The following is a 16,311-nucleotide window of genomic DNA, read 5'->3' as shown; positions in this document are numbered from 1 at the left end:
CTTGTCAGCCGAGCCGCATGCCGGTGGCGGCATCGAAGACATGACTGTTGGTGGGCGCAAGCGCCAGATTGAGCACTTCGCCGGTCCTGATGAAAAGCCGCTCGCGCAGTTGCGCGGAAATTTTCTGCCCGTCGACCGTGCCCTGCACGAAGGTTTCCGAGCCGGTCGGCTCGATATTTGTCACGGTCATCGGAATGCCTTCCCCTGCCGGGGCAATCGTCAGGTGCTCCGGACGGATACCGTAGGTGACCGCAACACCGGAGGCAGCGGAGGCTTCGGAGCCGAGCGGCAGGCGAACACCGTTTTCGGTCACGACCGATTTACGATCCTCGGCGACCTTGGTCGAGAGGAAGTTCATCGACGGCGAGCCGATGAAGCTCGCGACGAAGGTATTGACCGGCTTGTCGTAAAGGTCGAGCGGCGCGCCCACCTGTTCCACGACGCCATCCCTCATCACCACGATCCGGTCTGCCATGGTCATGGCCTCGATCTGATCGTGGGTGACGTAGACGGTGGTCGTCCTGATGCGGGCATGGATGTCCTTGAGTTCGGCGCGCATCTGCACGCGCAGCTTGGCATCCAGGTTCGACAGCGGCTCGTCGAATAGGAAGACTTTCGGGTTGCGCACGATCGCGCGGCCCATGGCGACGCGCTGCCGCTGACCGCCGGAAAGCTGTTTCGGATAACGCTGCAGGTAATCGGTGAGGCCGAGGATGCGCGCGGCATCCGTCACGCGGGAGGCGATCTCCTCCTTCGGTTTCTTCGCCAGCCGCAGCGAGAAGCCCATGTTTTCGGCGATCGTCATATGCGGATAGAGCGCATAGTTCTGGAAGACCATGGCAATATCACGGTTCTTCGGCTCGACATCGTTGATGACGCGGCCGCCGATGCGGATCGTGCCGCCGGTGATTTCCTCCAGGCCTGCGATCATGCGCAGAAGCGTGGATTTGCCGCAGCCGGAAGGGCCGACGAGCACGACGAAGGCACCATCCGGCACGTCGACGGAGACGCCCTTGATGGTTTCGAAATCGCCATAGGCCTTGCGGACATTCTGGATTTCAACGGAAGCCATGAATTTATCCTGAAATTGCGTGTGTCTGGGGGCTGAGCCGGTCGGCGGCGCGGAGGGCTGCGAGCAGGCTGAGGCCGGTGTGATAACCGGGATCGAGGTCGGGCGTGGCGGGGACGAAATCGGCCGGTCCGTCTTTCGTCATGGTCTGGTAGGCGATCGGCGGCGTACCGCGCCAATAACGTTCGAAGAAAGCTGCATGCGCCGCTTTCCATATCTCCAGACTCTCGGCGCTGCGGGTGCGCTCGTGGCAAAGCGCGGCGGCGCGGATCGTCTCCGGCAGCGACCACCAGGGGCAATAGGGGCTCTGCGGCTTGCCGGTCGCAATCGAGACGGTCAGCGCGATGCCCGGCCCGACAAAGCCCTTGCGGAACGAAGAGACAAGAACGCGTTCCAGCGTTTCGATCAGCGCCGGATCGCAATTGTCGTCAAGGTAGTCGAGCGCGAAGCCCACGAATTCGATGCCGTGGCCGACATTGCAGGCGTCCTCGCCCGGCACGTTGCGGAGCAGCCCGGTTCCGGCATCGAGATGGAGGTCGATGACATGGGCAATGAAGCGGTCGGCATATGCGAGATGCGCCGTATGGCCGAAGCGTTTCAGCATGCCGGCGGCGCCGAGCAGGATCATGCGCGGGCCGAAATCATTCGCCTGCATGGCGAGACTGTCGAGCGACAACGGCCGGCGCTCGTCCATCTGGAAACGGCCGTGCTCGATCGAGGCGATGACCCCGTCGAAATAGGCGAGATGGTCGGCCAGGCCGGCCAGGCCGTAACGGCTTGCGGCGGCGACCAGACCCTTGGCCACGAAGGCATCCGAATAGGTGTAGATCAGCGCCGGCCTTTCCTGGGGCCGGACGGTGCCGGCGGCATCCGCATAGACCGGCACCATGTCCCGGCCGTAGCAGAAATAGGCATGGCCGTCCGGCTTCTGCAGGGCGGCGAGCAGGTCGTAGAGGTGCCGGCCAGCCGTATCCAGCTTCTCGGCGAGCGGTGGCAGTTCGTGCTCAAAGAACTCGGCGTGGCCGACCAAGGCTTCAAGCCCGCGCCCCTGAATCCAGCCGTAGGTATAATCCTGGCCGCGGATGCCGTCTTCGGGACCATAATCCTTCAGCGTCAGGCTGTTCTGCTTGGTATTCAGGAACCCGCCGAGCATCGGCCGCTGCAACATCCAATAGAGCGTGCCGGCATTGGCCGCAGCATAGACGGTACGCGCTTCTTCGAAGAAATCCATCGCATCACTCCTTCAAACCGGTGCTTGCGACACCCTGCACGAAGTTGCGGCGCAGGATGACGAAAAGCAGGATCGAAGGAATAAGTACCGTCGCCGAAGCGGCGCTCAAGCGGCCGAGATCAACCGTGAAACCGGTCTGGAAGAGCGCCAGCCCCACTTCGATCGTGTAGCTCGTTCGGGTCGTGGCGACGATCATCGGCCAGGCAAAGGCAGTCCAGGCCTGGAAGAAGGCGAGCACTGCAAGCGCGCTCAGCGCGCCGCGAAGGAGCGGCAGGACGATGTGCAGAAAAATCCAGAATTCGCCGGCGCCGTCGATACGCGCCGCCTCCAAAAGCTCGTCCGGGATCGAATGGATGACGTTCTGGCGGATCAGGAAGATGCCGAAGCTCATCACCAGATAACCGAGCAGCAGGCCCCAGACGGAATTCAGGATGCCGAGGCTTTTTGCCTGGAAATACAGCGGGATCATGTAGACCTCGAACGGTACGATCGCCGTCGCGAGGAACAGTGCGAAAATGACGTTCAAGGTTCCGAAGCGGAATTTTCCGAAGATATAGCCTGCAATCGCCGATGTCGCGACGATGGCAAGCGTCGAAAGGATGGCGAAGGCGAGGCTGTTGCCGATCCAGCGCAAGAGCGGCGTCTCGCCGAGCACGGCCGAGAAATTCTCCAAGGTCGGATCGCGAGGGATGATGGTCGGCGGCCAGGCAAGCATTTCGGCCGGCGTCTTGAAGGCGTTCGCCACCAGGAAGACGAGCGGCAACAGCATCAGCAGCGAGACGACGATGAGGAAAGCATCGATCGCGAGATTGGTGAGACGCTTCCTGCGGCGCAGGCGGCGGCCTTCGGCAAGCTCGTCCGGCGTCGGCTCCACATGAATGGTCGCAATATCGGTCGTCATGCCTTGCCCCTTTCCCGCAGCATCGAGAACTGGATCAGCGTCAGCACAAGCACGATGACCAGAAGCACCACGGCTTCCGATGCAGCATAGCCGACGCGGTAGTTGCGGAAACTGTTTTCCAGCATGTCGAGTACCAGCACGCGAACCTGTCTTCCAGGCGCGCCTTGCGCGTCGGATGCCAGCACGAAAGCCTGGGCATAGACGTTGAAGCCGGATACCAGCGTCACGACCGAGACATAGAGCGTGATCGGTTTCAGCATCGGGATCGAAAGATGCCAGAAGCTCTGTGGGCCGGAGGCGCCGTCGAGCTTTGCCGCTTCGTAGAGAGAAACCGGCAGGTTCTTGAAGCCGACGATATAGATCAGCACCGCATAGCCCAGCGCCTGCCAGGAGCAAAGCACGATGATGCAGATGACTGAAAGAACCGGGTCGAACAGCCAGTTCTGCGCCGGGATGCCGAAAAAGGTCAAAAGGGCGTTGAGCGGACCGAGCCGCGCGTCGAAGATCCACTTCCAAGCCATCGCGGCGGGCACCAGTGAGACGACATGGGGAATGAAGACGGCGGTCTCATAGAACCCCGCCATTCGCGATCGCGTGCGATGGAAGATCAGCGCGGCGATGACGAGCGCCATCGGGATCGTCAGCAACAGCACGCCAAAAGCGATGATCGTCGTGTTGACAAGCGCGTCGAGAAACAGGTGGTCGCCCATCAGTTCGCGAAAATTCGCGAGGCCGATGAACGGCTTCCGCTTCGAGAGGATGTCCCATTTGAAAAGGCTGAGCCTTAGCGTGTCGGCGATCGGATAGAGCCGCACGTAGGCGAAGATCGCCAGCGTCGGCAGGATCGCGAGGATCGCAAAAATGAATCTTTTGCGCTTCAGCATATGGTCATCCCCGAAGAGCGCCCGGGACGATGATGCCCCGGGCGGATGCAATTGGCGAGTGGCAGGTAAGCGATTATTTCGCCAACAGGCCTTCGCGATCGAGGATCGTGTCGACCTCATCGCTTGCCTTCTTCAGGAAGGCGTCGATCTTGGCGTCGTCACCGGCCATAGAGGCATCTCCGAAGGCGACGACAAGCTGCGCCGCTACGCGGGTCAGGATTTCCTCGATCGGGCCGATCGACGGCAGCGTGAAGAACTCATACCCCTGCGGATAATCGACGAAGGCCGCGAAAGCCGGCTGCTTGGTGGTCACGCTCGAATAATCGACGCCCGAGCGGTTGGGCAGCCAGCCCACATTCTCAAGCAGCCAGACGAGGTTTTCCGGCGAATTGGTCGCCTTGGCGAATTCCCAGCCTATGTCCGCATCGTCACCGGCCACGTAGAGGTTGGTCGGCAGGGCGATCGAGCCCTTCGGCAGCGGCGCGGTTGCGTATTTCAGATCCGGTGCCTTCTTGGCGATATCGCCGATCACCCAGGATTCGCGGATGAACATGGCCGTCTGGCCGCGCTCGAAGGCATCGGCGTCAGCCGGCATTTCCGGCGTCACGGTCTTCAGCGTAAAGATGTTCTCGAGATACTGCTTCAGCGCCTTGCGGCCGGCCTCGTTGGCGAAATTGGTCTTCCACTTGCCATCACCGGCCGGAACCAGGATCGAGCCACCGAACTGATGCATGTTGATCCAGAATTTTTCCGCAATGCCCTGACCGCCGCCGGAAAGACGCAGGCTCCAGCCGGAAACGGTCGTTCTGCCGGAAGCGTCGCGCTGGGTCAGCTTCTCGGCATATTTGGAATAATCTTCCATCGTCTTCGGCGGTTCGGTGAGGCCTGCAGCCTTGAACATGTCGGTATTGTAGAAGAGTGCACCCTGGCCGCGGAAGAGCGGCACGCCATAAACCGTATCGTCGTAGCTTGCCGTGTCGCTGAAGAACTTGTCGAAGTTCTTCGGGTCCTTCACGAAAGTCGCGATATCGTCCGGCGCTTCCGGAAGAAGATCGTTCTCAAGGTAGCGGGTCGCGGTCGAGCCGGAAAGCTCGATGACGGTGACACCTTCCTGCCCGCCCGTAAGGCCGAGCGCCACGCGCTTTTCATGTTCGCGAAGAGCGATCGCCTCGACCTTCACCTCAAGGTCCGGATGGGCAGCCTTCAGACCCTGCGCGACATGCTCGTAGAATGGCGCCATTTCCGGATAACCGCTCCAGACCGTCAGCGTCTCGGCCGAAGCGGAAGAAACGCCGGACAGCAGAGCGGCGCCGAATACCGCGTTCAGGAGCAGCGCGCGGGTGGAAATCCTGTTCTTTACTGATGCGTTTTTCATGTCCCTGTTCCCTCTTGTTGTTGACAAAAAAACTCTCATGCAACCGGTTGCGTGTCAAGCATCGGATGGCTGTTCGTGTCAGTGGAAATCATGTGTTCACTCTCCTCAATTGCCGGCAGCAAGCTCGATGGCGCAGGCGGCCAACGTCTCGGCGGAGCCCGGCGCGAACGTTGCCGCCAAACCGTAATAGCGGTGCGCCTCATCCACCTCATAACCGCCGTGCAGGAATTCACTTGAAGGCGGGATGTAGCCCGGATTATCGTCGGCAAAACCGACAACGAAGGCCGGTTTTTCGGGACCGATTGCTGCGCGGATCGCAAGCGCGGTTTCGGCAAATATCTCGCCGGGCAGCGCCACGACCGGCACGCCGCCCCAGTCGAGCACGGTAACGCGGGCGGAAAGCGGTTCGGGCTCACCAGACGCGACAGCGCGAGCCCATTCAGCCCAATATCCAAGCAGGCTTCTACGGGCAGGCTCGGCCGTCAGTGCTTCTTCCCGCCAGCGTTTTTCGAGAATTTCGGGCACTTCCGTCTCGCGTCGCCGAAAGCCGAGGGTGACGGTGCCGTTTCGCGCTGCAACGGTGCCGGAAATCGTTTGCTCGGAGGCTGCCAGGGCCGCGTCGGCGACCTTGCGGCCAATGCGTTCTGCGGCTTCGAAAGTCCGGTCCGGATTGGCCGAGAGCGTGATCGAGGCATGCGCCGAATGGCCGGTATTGGTATCTCCGACGCAGCCGGTCATGAACAACGCGACCGCACCGGGATAGGCTTCTTCCAGCGCCTGCCGCACGAAATGCGGATAGTCTGCCGTCCAGAGCAGGTTGTCGGCGGCGAGCACGACCGGGTGACAGGCATAGGCCGTTACGACCGCGATCATGGCACCGTTCTTGTCGCGAATACGCAGCAGCGGCAGGGGGGCGTCCACCGGCCCGCCGGGATGGCGGCGATTGCGGGCAATCCCCGGATCACTTCCCCGCCCTATCGTCATCGTCGCATGCTGACGCGCCGCGGCGGCCTTGTCGACGGCCGCGATACAGGCATCTTCCAGCCGCTCCAGGTAAGCGGGGTCGGCGGCAATGCTGAGCCGGCCGGCCATGGAAACCGGACCACCGTGATTATGGAGCGCGGCGACCACGACATTTTCCGCCGGCAACACGCAGCGCTTTCTGATCCGGGCGCTCATGGCCGCGTCGATGCCGATGACATCGGCCACGACCACCGCCGTTTCCCCGATCACCACGGCCCGCGCCGTCAGCGCGTCATGCGCACCTTTCGCCGGCAGGCTTCGGGCGGCAAAGCCGGACATGGCAAGACCTGGCGGCGGCGTGATATCGACGCTGGCGGCACCGGCTCGGATCATCCGCAAAACGCCTTCTCGCCATGAACCCAGGCCTCGCGAACCTTCAACTCACGTTCGCCTTCCGACCAGTCGAAGCGGATGAGATCGGCACGGGCACCGACCTCCAGCCTTCCGCGCCCGCCGACGAAACGTCCGGGATTTTGGGTCGCCAGAACCAAGGCATCCGCCAGCGGAATGCCCGCCATGTCGGCGGCGATCGCCACATTGGCGGAAAGCGGCAGGCTGGCGCCGGCGAGATAGGGCGTGCCGGCAACACTGATGCGGCCTTCCGGCGAAACCTCGACGCGGCCGCCGACGGGCTGGTCATAAACGCCGGGCGGCATGCCGGCGAGCGCCACCATGTCGGACACAAGGATCGCCCGATCGATGCCTTTGGCGCGCAGCATGGCCTTGAACGTATCAGCCGGCAGGTGCCAGCCGTCGGCGATGAAGCTCGCCGTCAGCCGATCGTCGGCAAGCTGCGCCCAGATGAAATTCGGATGGCGCGGCAGCATGGCCGCCGCCCCGTTGCCGAGATGGGTGGAGAGCACCGCACCTGCTTCCGCCGCCGCATGGATTTGCTCCGGTGTCGCGGCCGTATGGCCGAGCGCGACATGAACACCGTGCGTCGCAAGAGCGCGGATATAGTCGCTACTGCCATCGTGTTCCGGCGCGATCGTCACCATGGATACGAGATTGCCGCAGGCCTGTTGCCAGCGATCGAATTCCGCAATCGAAGGCGGACGGACATGCTCCAGCGGATGCGCGCCGCGCGGGCCGTCCTTGTCTGAGATCGACGGGCCTTCGACATGGACGCCCGGCACCATTTCAGCGATCAACCGATGGCCGGCACGGATTTTCGCGATGGCTTCCAACGCCTGGAGGATCGCTTCCTCCGAGGCGGTAATGATGGTCGGCAGCCATGTGGTCACGCCGACGCCTAGAAGCTCTTCGCAAAGTGAGAGAACGATTTTCGGCGTCACCTCGCCGTTGTTCAGGTCGAAGCCGCGAAAACCGTTGACCTGCAGGTCGACGAGACCCGCCGAGAGAAAATGCGAGCTGGTGTTTTCTGCCGGGCGGATGGCGGAAATCCTGCCGTCCGCGATCTCGATCGCGATACCTTTGCCGGTGCGGGGATCGATACCGTCGACGATCATGGTCAGAGCGCCCTCACCCGCCCCTGGAATTTGCCGATGAAACGGGCATTCGCCTCGTCGCCGCCCGGCGCGTTGCCGCTACGCCAGACCGGCGGTTCGATGCCGCGCTCGACAAGCTTGGCGACCGTGCGGATCACCAGGCAATTGAGCGTGAAAGCATTGGCGAACGTGGAGATCGCCGCGATGTTCTCGCTCATGCCCGGCACGGCGACCACCGCGTCGCCAATCGGTACCTTGCAGTCAACGGCAATGTCGACGATGTCGTGCAGATTCTGCCTGGTCGGATGCCGCGCCGGATGATCCGGCGACGTGTTCGAGGCATGCTCACGGGAGCTGATGCCGATCAGGAATGTGCCGCGCCGACGCGCCTCCAGCGCCGCATCGATCAGCGCCGCATTGATCCCGTAAGCATTCACCAGGATCAGCAGGTCGTTTTCGCCGAGCCGCTGGTTGGCGATCACCACCTTGCCGTAACCGGGCGTGCGTTCGATCGCCATGGAACGCAATGCCCCGTTCGAAAGCAAGGTGCCTTCGTCCAGTATGGCACTGATATGCATCAGTCCGCCGGCGCGGAAGAAAACCTCCTGCGAGGCAAGGTTGGAATGGCCGCCAGGGCCATAGATATGCACCAGACGGTCGGCGGCGATCTGATCCGCGAGCTTCGAAGCCGCCTGATCGAGCGGAGTCTTTTCCTCCTCCAGCACCCGGCGCATCAAGGCTTGGGTCGAGGCGAAATAACCTTCGCAGAGCTGATCCGCATCGATGACGGTCTTGTCAGGCATCGGGGTCGGAGTCCTTGTCGACATAGAGGGTGCATGCGGCGTGGTAGCGCAGGACGCTCGCCGGGCATTCGGTGGTCAGCGGACCGTAAAGCGTCTTCGAAACGGCATCGCGCTTGACGGCGCCCGGCACGACGCAGAACAGCCGGTCGGCTCTGAGCAGGCGCGGCACCGTCAAGGTGATCGCCTCGTGAGGCACGGAGGCGAGATCGGGAAAACACTCGTCATCGACCTGCTGCTGGCGGCAGACATCGTCCAGCTCGACGATCTTGACGTCCAGCGGATCGGCGAAATCCGCAACCGGCGGGTCGTTGAAGGCGATGTGGCCGTTGACGCCGATGCCGAGGCAGACGAAATCGATCGGCGCCTCGTTCAACAGGTCGGCATAGCGGCGGACCTCGGTCGCGGCATCCGGCTCCGGCGTGATGCGATGAACGGCTGCGAAGGGCAGCTTGCCGAAGACGTGCGCGTCCAGCCAGTTGGCAAAACGGGCGGGCGAAGACGGTGAGAGCCCGATGTATTCATCCATGTGGAAAGCTGTGACGCGACTCCAATCGATGCCCGGCTTGGCGCAGAGCGCCTCCAGCATATCCGCCTGGCTGGGGGCGGCCGCAAACACCATCCTCACACCGGATTGACGGGCAAGACGCTCGGTCAAAGCAGCCGCAATATCCGCTGCCGCAGCAATCCCCATCTCGGCCCGTGTTGCAAAGCTCTCGACGACAAGCCGATCGAAGGTCTGCCGCGTTCTCGGCGAAGGGCGAAGGACGGTGGCAAGGTTCAATGCGGTCTCCATATCCTCATCTCAAGCGACCGGGAGATGCGCTTCCGCATCCGGTACAGTCCCTTTTTCTTGTTGATGAAAGATTTTCATGCAACCGGTTGCATGTCAAGTGGATGAATGGCAGTCTTCGGGCTTGAATTGATGGAGCTTCAGGATTCGTGGTAGTCGGGTTCAAAACGGGCGAGTTTCCAGAATCCATGATCAAGCGAGCCAAGGGCGTCACCATCAGCCAAGTCGCGGAGGCGGCCGGCGTGGCGCGTTCCAGCGTCTCGCGCGCCTTCACGCGGCCGGACATGCTCTCGCCCGAAACGGTCGAGCGGATCATGAAGGCGGCGGAAGCGCTCGGCTACGTGCCGAACCATACGGCACGGGCGCTCAGCACCGGCCGCCACGGAAATGTCGGGCTGATCGTGCCGGATATCGCCAACCCTTTCTTCCCGCCGATGATCCGGGCTGCCCAGCTGGAAGCCGACCGCTCCGACTTCTGCATCTTCCTCGGCAATACGGAGGAAAACCCCAAGCAGGAGGACAAGCTGGTCGGCCGGTTCGCGGGCCAGGTGGAGGGGCTCGTGCTCGCCTCCTCGCGTCTTTCCGACGAGCGCATCCGCGCCCATGCCGGGAAATTGCCGCTCGTACTGATAAACCGCGACCTCGATGGCATTCCACGCGTGCTGATCGACAGCGGTTCCGGCGTGCACGAGGCAGTGGAGCATCTGGCCAAGCTCGGGCATCGCAAGATCGTCTATGTCAGCGGTCCCTCGACCTCCTGGTCGAACAAGCAGCGGCGTTCCGCCGTGCGGGCGGCCGCATCCAGCCTGGGTATCGAAGCCGAGACAGTGCCGGCCGTGCTGCCGAGCTACAATTCCGGACGCAACGCCGTCGGTGCGATCCTTGCAACCGGGGCAACGGCGGCGATCGCCTTTGACGACCTGACGGCACAGGGCGTGCTTGCCGGCCTTGCCGAAAAACATGTGAGCGTGCCCGGCGATTTCAGCCTGATCGGCTGCGACGACGTGCTCGGAGCCGTCACCTATCCGGCCCTCACTTCCGTTTCCAACCGTTCGATGGAAGCAGGCCGCGTTGCCGTCTCGCTGCTGCTCGACATGCTGCAATCACGCGCCATCCGTGATGTGCGCTATGTACTGGAAACCCATCTCGTGGTGCGGAACACGACGGCAGCCTTGCGATAAAGCACCGGGAACCTTGGCCCGCGGGACAGGTTTGGGGAGCATTCCAACCTTTCGCGGGAGGCGTTGATGCCCAAGAAGAAAAAGAAATGGTCGCAGGATGTGACTGAACACAGTGATGCCATGGACCTTCAGGAGGGCGTGTTCAAATCGCGCAGCCCCAAGAAGATTGCAGATTCGCTGAAACATTCGGCCAAAACCAGCGAGAGGCGCAAGTCGAATCCCTTCCGTTCGGCCATGTCGATGCTGACTTTCTATATCAATCGCGCCGGTGGCCAGCTTTCCAAATCACGGCGCGCAACGCTGGAAAAAGCCAAGGATGAGTTGCGCAAGGATTTCGGCCATGACCCGAAGCATTAAAACCGTGCCGCCGAGCCTTGATCCTGCCGCACCCGCCGCTGCCATGACCGTCGACACCATCTTCCTTGAACCCAGCGGCCAGGTGCCGAACCATCCGGGCCTGCCGGTGCTCATCTATCGCAACGCGATCCCGGCGGAAGGCGAGATGGCTCCCAAGTTCGAGACGTGTTTCAGCAAGAATGGCTGGCAGGGAACCTGGCGCAATGGCGTTTTCGATTACCAGCATTACCATACCGGCGCCCACGAAGTGCTAGGCATCGCCGCCGGCCGGGCGCGGCTTCTGATCGGCGGGCCGGATGGCGTGGAACTCAGCGTCAACGCCGGCGATTGCCTCGTGCTGCCGGCGGGAACCGGCCACAAGCGGATCGATGCGAGCCGCGATTTCCTGGTGGTCGGCGCCTATCCGCCCGGCCAGCATCCGGATATCCAGACCGGCCCGGCAAGCGAGGCCCAGCTGCAAAAAATCGCACATCTCCGATTCCCGCCACAGATCCGGTGGAAGGTGAGAACGGTGCGCTGAAGCGGTTCTGGGCACGCCGATAGGCCAAAAAACGAGCATCGGAACACGACATCATAAGCGGACCCGCTCAGGCCATTAGATTTAAGCCGGAGCGCATTTTCCCGCAGGGAGATTGTTTGACGCTCCTCAAAATATATGGCTACCTTATACCGGAGCGCGAACGGGAGGAGACTGTCTCGCGTCATACTTTCCGGCCTCGCCCCTGATGTGCCGGACTGACTCTAGGAGGAGAGTGCAGTGAACCGCTTTCTCGCAAGCGCCCTGGCGCTGATGATTACCGCATGCCTGTCAGCGGGTGGCGCGCGCGCAGCCGAGGACAATTATCCCAACAGGCAGATCACGCTGATTGCAGGCTTCCCCGCCGGCAGCGGTGCGGACGTCTATGCCCGCTTTTTCGCAAAGAAGCTCGAAGAGGCGCTCAAGCAGACCGTCATCGTCGAGAACAAGCCGGGCGGTCTCGGGAGCCTTTCGGTGGTCGCGCTGAAGAACGCGAAACCGGACGGTTATACGATGCTGATCGGCAGCGCCGACCAGTTCACCGCTGCTCCGCACGTCTTCCAGAATCCGCCCTACGATCCGCTCAAGGATTTCGACTACGTCGCCCCGGTCTTCAGCCAGGCATTCATGATGCTGGTGAACGCCAAGTCCCCCTATATGCATATTTCCGACCTGACCAAGGCGATGAAGGAAAAGGGCGACAAGGCATCCTATGCCACGCCGAACTTTCCGGCGACCATTCTTGCCGAGATGTACAAGGCCAATGCCGGCGGCCTCGATACCCTGCAGGTGCGCTACAAGACCAGCGCAGATACGCTGAACGATTTCTCAAGCGGGGCGATCGACTACATGGTCGGTGATCCGGTCTTCGGGCTGGCCCGCTCGCGTGACGGCACGTTGCGCATCCTTGCCGTCAGCACGGCAAAGCGTATTTCATCGGTCCCGGATATCCCGACTTTCGAGGAAGAAGGCGTGCCGAATGTGGACGTGCGTATCTGGTGGGTCCTGGCCGCACCCAAAGGCACGCCCAAACCAATCCTCGAAAAGATGCACAAGGTCATGACCGAGGTCACCACCAGCGACGATGCCCGCAAGTTCGTCGGCACCAATGGTGGTGAACCGATGACGCTCGACAGTCCGCAGGCCACTCTCGACTATGCGACCATGGACGTGAAGCGCTGGGAAGAGTGGGCGAAGATCGGAAAGATCGAGAAACAATAAGTAAAGCTTCGTGGGGACGGAGGCGGAAAAGGGTCGAAGGTAAATCTTCGGCCCTTTTTCTTTGTTGCTTTTTTAGAGGTTAGTCGCCCCTTCTGTCGGCACTGCCCCAGCTAGTCCCGATTCTGAACAACCTGTGATCGTAGTCCATCCTGCCGTTTTCCGGCGGGAAGTGAAATTCAGTACCGATTTCGCCGGAACAAGCCTCCCTGCCTTGGAGTTACACGCAAAACTCTACGGCAAGGCACAACCGATGAACACGCGCCCCCAATTCGCCTCACGGACCTCGCTCTCGCAACTGCCACCGCAGATTTATTACGTTCATCCGTTGATACTGAAAGGCCTGGGCGCCTGGCGTGAAGTCTTTGCGCATGCCAAAGACCTCGGCTTCGACACCGTGCTGACCGCTCCCCTTTTCGCACGCGGCCGCAATGCCAGCGTCTTCGTGACGAGAAACTTCGACCGGCTCGACCCGGAGCTGGAATTGGGTACCTCCGTCGAGGATGGGTTCAAAGCGCTGATCGAAGCGGCCCGGGCGCAGGATCTCAGGCTGATGCTCGATCTCATCATCGATCGAGTGGCTGATGACGAACACACCGGCTCGATCGCCGCAGACCCCCGCGTGGCGCCGCAGGAAAGCCTGAGCCGCCGCATCGATTTCCTGAGCGAAGCCCGGCATGTCGAGGATTGGCGCAACCGCATGGCGTGGCTCGCCGGCCTTGGCATCGCCGGCTTCCGCTGCCTGGGGATCGGCCGCATTGCGCCGGAGGCGTGGTATAACCTCATCGTTTCGACCCGCAGAGCAGCACCGGAAACAAGCTTCCTTGCCTGGACGCCTGGCAGTGCCTTCGAGGATCGGAAGGCCCTCAAGGGCGCCGGCTTCGATGGCAGCTTCTCGTCCTTCGCCTGGTGGAATCTCGAAGAACGCTGGATCATGGATGAATACCAGATTCAGCGGCAGATCGGCTACCAGATCACCTTCCCGGAAGCGCCATTCGGCAAACGCATGGCCCATGGCACGGACAGCTGCGAGGTGCTGCAGCGCAAGGCGATCCGGGCACTGAAGCTCGCTTCGACCTTTGCAAGCGGACTGATGATCCCGATGGGGTTCGAATATGGTGCGGCCGTTCCGCTCGACCCTTTGCACGGTGACGGGTTAGGCCTGCGCGGACTGCAGGATCAAGGCGCGTTCGATCTTTCGGGCGACATCCGCGCGTTGAACGCCAGCACCAACAAGACCGTCGCCGGTTTTGCCCGCCAGCCGTTGAGGCTCATCTCCGCCAGTCAGACACCAGCCGTCGCGTTGCTGCAGACGGATCAGGAGGACTTGCGTGCCTCGCAGAAAATCCGCGTCGTGGTGCTTAATCGCGACCTGCGCAAGGTTACCAGCGCGCCCTTCAACGTACTTCGCGAAGCCGCCTCCTCTTTTCTGCCGCTGACGGCACTGGACGACGAAAATGAAGTCTTCGCCGCTGAAATCGAGCTGAAGCCCGGCGAACTGCGCATCTTCGAGGGCCGGTCATCCGTCCCGGTCATCGATGCTGTCCCGGTGCCTACCGCCCAGGAAGCTGCCGCTTCGCCGCGCCTTGCGATCGAAAAGATCACGCCTTCGGTCGATGACGGCCGCTTCGTCGTCAAGCGTGTCGTCGGTGAAACCGTGAAAGTCGAGGCCGACATTTTCAGTGATGGGCACGATCCGCTTTCGGCGGCCCTGCTCTGGCGCGCGGCCGATGATGAGAACTGGCATGAAGTCCGCATGCAGCTTATCGAAAACGATCGCTGGCAGGCCGAATTCACGCCGAGACGCATGGGCCGGCATGAATTCGCGGTCGAGGGCTGGCGCAGTACCTTTGCCATCTTCCGCTACGAGTTCATCAAGAAGCACGAGGCGCGGCTCGATCTTCGCCTGGAAATCCAGGAAGGCATCAACCTCGTGCTCGATGCGCTCGACCATGCATCCGGCCAGATCAAAACGCGGCTGCAAGCTCTGTTCGACAAGCTGACGGAGGTGCAGGATACCCAGCGCACGGAAATCCTGCTGGCGGCAGAAACAGCCGAACTCATGGCGGAAGCCGACCGCAAGCCGCATTGCGTACGCTCCCAGGTCATCCCGGTCGACGCGGAACGCACGGCAGCCGCATTCGCAAGCTGGTACCAGATTTTTCCGCGCTCCCAGAGCGGCGATCCGGGCCGGCACGGCACGTTTGGCGACGTGGTCCGTCGCCTGCCGGCGATCCGCGAGATGGGCTTCGATGTGCTCTATTTCCCGCCGATCCATCCGATCGGCAAGACGAACCGCAAGGGCAAGAACAACAGCCTGCGGGCAGCACCGGAAGATCCCGGCAGCCCTTATGCGATCGGCTCCGAGGCGGGTGGCCATGACGCGATCCACCCCGAGCTCGGAACATTCGAAGATTTCCGCCGGCTGATCGATGCCGCAAAGGAGCATGGCCTCGAAATCGCTCTCGACCTCGCGATCCAGTGCTCACCCGATCATCCCTGGCTGAAGGAACATCCCGGCTGGTTCGACTGGCGGCCGGACGGCACGATCCGCTATGCGGAAAACCCGCCGAAGAAATACGAGGACATCGTCAATGTCGATTTCTATGCCTGTGACGCGGTCCCGTCGCTCTGGATCGAATTGCGCGACGTTGTCCAGAAATGGGTGGATCAGGGTGTCAAACTCTTCCGCGTCGACAATCCGCACACCAAGCCCTTCCCCTTCTGGGAATGGCTGATCGCCGATATCCGCTCGCGACACCCCGACGTGGTCTTCCTGTCGGAGGCCTTCACCAAGCCGAAGGTCATGTACCGGCTCGCCAAGATCGGTTTCTCGCAGTCCTATACTTATTTCACCTGGCGCAACGCCAAGTGGGAACTCGAAGAGTATATGCGCGAGATCACCACCGAAGAGCCGAAGGATTTCTTCCGGCCGCATTTCTTCGTCAACACGCACGACATCAACCCGGATTTCCTGCAGAACGCGCCGCGCCCGGCCTTTCTTATCCGCGCCGCGCTCGCCGCAACGCTTTCCGGCCTCTGGGGCGTCTACAACGGCTTCGAACTCTGCGAAGGCAGGCCGGATGCCAAGCGCAAGGAATATGCGGATTCGGAAAAATACGAGATTCGCGCCTGGGACCATGACCGGCCGGGCAACATCAAGTCCGAGATCACCATGCTCAACCGCATCCGCCGCGAGAACCCGGCGCTGCATTCGCATCTCGGCATCCAGCGTCTCACCGCCTGGAACGACAACATCATGTTCTACGAGAGGGCGAGCGCGGGACGGGAGAACGTCCTGCTGATCGCGGTGAACCTCGATCCCTACAATGCCCACGAAGCGGATGTCGAAATTCCGCTCTGGTCATGGAACCTCCCCGACCACGCCGCGCTTGATCTCGAAGACCTGATCACCGGGCACAGGTTCACCTTAGCCGGCAAGATGCAGAGGATCAGGCTCGATCCTCATGCAGGACTGCCCTTTGCGATCTGGCGCGTGAGATAAGGGAGGAAA

Annotated in this window: 13 protein-coding genes and 1 pseudogene; 5 read left to right on the top strand and 9 right to left on the bottom strand. The window is 61.8% G+C overall.

The features are described from left to right. Positions 1-4 precede the first annotated feature (4 nt). From QEO92_RS02775 to QEO92_RS02735, 9 genes are all read right to left on the bottom strand, one after another. A complete protein-coding gene (locus tag QEO92_RS02775) occupies positions 5-1,072 on the bottom strand; it encodes an ABC transporter ATP-binding protein (RefSeq protein ID WP_227702084.1) in 1,068 nt (355 codons plus the stop codon). Between the two features lie 4 nt (positions 1,073-1,076). Then, entirely contained in the window at positions 1,077-2,300 is a 1,224-nt protein-coding gene (locus QEO92_RS02770; RefSeq protein ID WP_227702083.1) for an AGE family epimerase/isomerase, read from the bottom strand. A gap of 4 nt (positions 2,301-2,304) precedes the next feature. Further along, positions 2,305-3,201 (bottom strand): carbohydrate ABC transporter permease, encoded by an 897-nt coding sequence (locus QEO92_RS02765; RefSeq protein ID WP_227702082.1) that lies wholly within the window; start codon positions 3,199-3,201, stop codon positions 2,305-2,307. Continuing rightward, a complete protein-coding gene (locus QEO92_RS02760; RefSeq protein ID WP_227702081.1) occupies positions 3,198-4,085 on the bottom strand; it encodes a carbohydrate ABC transporter permease in 888 nt (295 codons plus the stop codon). Before QEO92_RS02760 ends, QEO92_RS02765 begins: the two co-directional genes overlap by 4 nt. A 73-nt stretch (positions 4,086-4,158) precedes the next feature. Next, positions 4,159-5,460: an ABC transporter substrate-binding protein gene (locus tag QEO92_RS02755; protein WP_227702080.1), complete on the bottom strand. Its 1,302-nt coding sequence runs from the start codon at positions 5,458-5,460 to the stop codon at positions 4,159-4,161. 105 nt (positions 5,461-5,565) lie between these two features. Then, positions 5,566-6,816, bottom strand: a complete 1,251-nt coding sequence (locus tag QEO92_RS02750) for a neutral/alkaline non-lysosomal ceramidase N-terminal domain-containing protein (RefSeq protein WP_227702079.1) — start codon at positions 6,814-6,816, stop codon at positions 5,566-5,568. Continuing rightward, positions 6,813-7,952, bottom strand: a complete 1,140-nt coding sequence (locus QEO92_RS02745) for an N-acetylglucosamine-6-phosphate deacetylase (RefSeq protein ID WP_227702078.1) — start codon at positions 7,950-7,952, stop codon at positions 6,813-6,815. Before QEO92_RS02745 ends, QEO92_RS02750 begins: the two co-directional genes overlap by 4 nt. 2 nt (positions 7,953-7,954) lie before the next feature. Next, complete coding sequence (locus QEO92_RS02740; protein ID WP_227702077.1) at positions 7,955-8,734, bottom strand: sugar isomerase domain-containing protein; 780 nt, start codon at positions 8,732-8,734, stop codon at positions 7,955-7,957. After that, the gene (locus QEO92_RS02735) at positions 8,727-9,515 is read right to left on the bottom strand and encodes a 6-phosphogluconolactonase (RefSeq protein ID WP_320443005.1); all 789 of its coding nucleotides are present in this window, start codon (positions 9,513-9,515) and stop codon (positions 8,727-8,729) included. The genes QEO92_RS02740 and QEO92_RS02735 overlap by 8 nt, the downstream gene beginning before the upstream one ends. Before the next feature lie 197 nt (positions 9,516-9,712). Here QEO92_RS02735 and QEO92_RS02730 point away from each other — a divergent pair, with 197 nt between their 5' ends. From QEO92_RS02730 to QEO92_RS02710, 5 genes and pseudogenes are all read left to right on the top strand, one after another. Next, positions 9,713-10,705: a LacI family DNA-binding transcriptional regulator gene (locus QEO92_RS02730; protein WP_037158179.1), complete on the top strand. Its 993-nt coding sequence runs from the start codon at positions 9,713-9,715 to the stop codon at positions 10,703-10,705. A 66-nt stretch (positions 10,706-10,771) separates the two neighbouring features. After that, the gene (locus QEO92_RS02725) at positions 10,772-11,062 is read left to right on the top strand and encodes a DUF3175 domain-containing protein (protein ID WP_037158181.1); all 291 of its coding nucleotides are present in this window, start codon (positions 10,772-10,774) and stop codon (positions 11,060-11,062) included. 43 nt (positions 11,063-11,105) lie between these two features. Next, positions 11,106-11,605, top strand: a pseudogene (locus QEO92_RS02720) (cupin). A gap of 214 nt (positions 11,606-11,819) precedes the next feature. Beyond that, positions 11,820-12,800 carry a Bug family tripartite tricarboxylate transporter substrate binding protein gene (locus QEO92_RS02715; RefSeq protein ID WP_227702076.1) on the top strand — a complete coding sequence of 327 codons (981 nt, stop codon included), beginning with the start codon at positions 11,820-11,822 and terminating at the stop codon, positions 12,798-12,800. A 250-nt stretch (positions 12,801-13,050) separates the two neighbouring features. After that, positions 13,051-16,302 carry an alpha-1,4-glucan--maltose-1-phosphate maltosyltransferase gene (locus QEO92_RS02710; protein WP_227702075.1) on the top strand — a complete coding sequence of 1,084 codons (3,252 nt, stop codon included), beginning with the start codon at positions 13,051-13,053 and terminating at the stop codon, positions 16,300-16,302. Positions 16,303-16,311 lie beyond the last annotated feature (9 nt).

The organism is Neorhizobium petrolearium (assembly GCF_029854435.1).
GTDB lineage: Bacteria > Pseudomonadota > Alphaproteobacteria > Rhizobiales > Rhizobiaceae > Neorhizobium > Neorhizobium petrolearium.
Note: the sequence above shows the minus strand (reverse complement) of the source record. Positions and strands in the feature narration are given on the sequence as shown.

What these genes read in the sequence shown, in the direction of transcription:
- QEO92_RS02725 (WP_037158181.1), top strand. Translation starts at nt 10,772, where the DNA reads ATGCCCAAGAAGAAAAAGAAATGGTCGCAGGATGTGACTGAACACAGT.
- QEO92_RS02755 (WP_227702080.1), bottom strand. Translation starts at nt 5,460, where the DNA reads ATGAAAAACGCATCAGTAAAGAACAGGATTTCCACCCGCGCGCTGCTC.
- QEO92_RS02760 (WP_227702081.1), bottom strand. Translation starts at nt 4,085, where the DNA reads ATGCTGAAGCGCAAAAGATTCATTTTTGCGATCCTCGCGATCCTGCCG.
- QEO92_RS02730 (WP_037158179.1), top strand. Translation starts at nt 9,713, where the DNA reads ATGATCAAGCGAGCCAAGGGCGTCACCATCAGCCAAGTCGCGGAGGCG.
- QEO92_RS02765 (WP_227702082.1), bottom strand. Translation starts at nt 3,201, where the DNA reads ATGACGACCGATATTGCGACCATTCATGTGGAGCCGACGCCGGACGAG.
- QEO92_RS02740 (WP_227702077.1), bottom strand. Translation starts at nt 8,734, where the DNA reads ATGCCTGACAAGACCGTCATCGATGCGGATCAGCTCTGCGAAGGTTAT.
- QEO92_RS02770 (WP_227702083.1), bottom strand. Translation starts at nt 2,300, where the DNA reads ATGGATTTCTTCGAAGAAGCGCGTACCGTCTATGCTGCGGCCAATGCC.
- QEO92_RS02775 (WP_227702084.1), bottom strand. Translation starts at nt 1,072, where the DNA reads ATGGCTTCCGTTGAAATCCAGAATGTCCGCAAGGCCTATGGCGATTTC.
- QEO92_RS02745 (WP_227702078.1), bottom strand. Translation starts at nt 7,952, where the DNA reads ATGATCGTCGACGGTATCGATCCCCGCACCGGCAAAGGTATCGCGATC.
- QEO92_RS02750 (WP_227702079.1), bottom strand. Translation starts at nt 6,816, where the DNA reads ATGATCCGAGCCGGTGCCGCCAGCGTCGATATCACGCCGCCGCCAGGT.
- QEO92_RS02710 (WP_227702075.1), top strand. Translation starts at nt 13,051, where the DNA reads ATGAACACGCGCCCCCAATTCGCCTCACGGACCTCGCTCTCGCAACTG.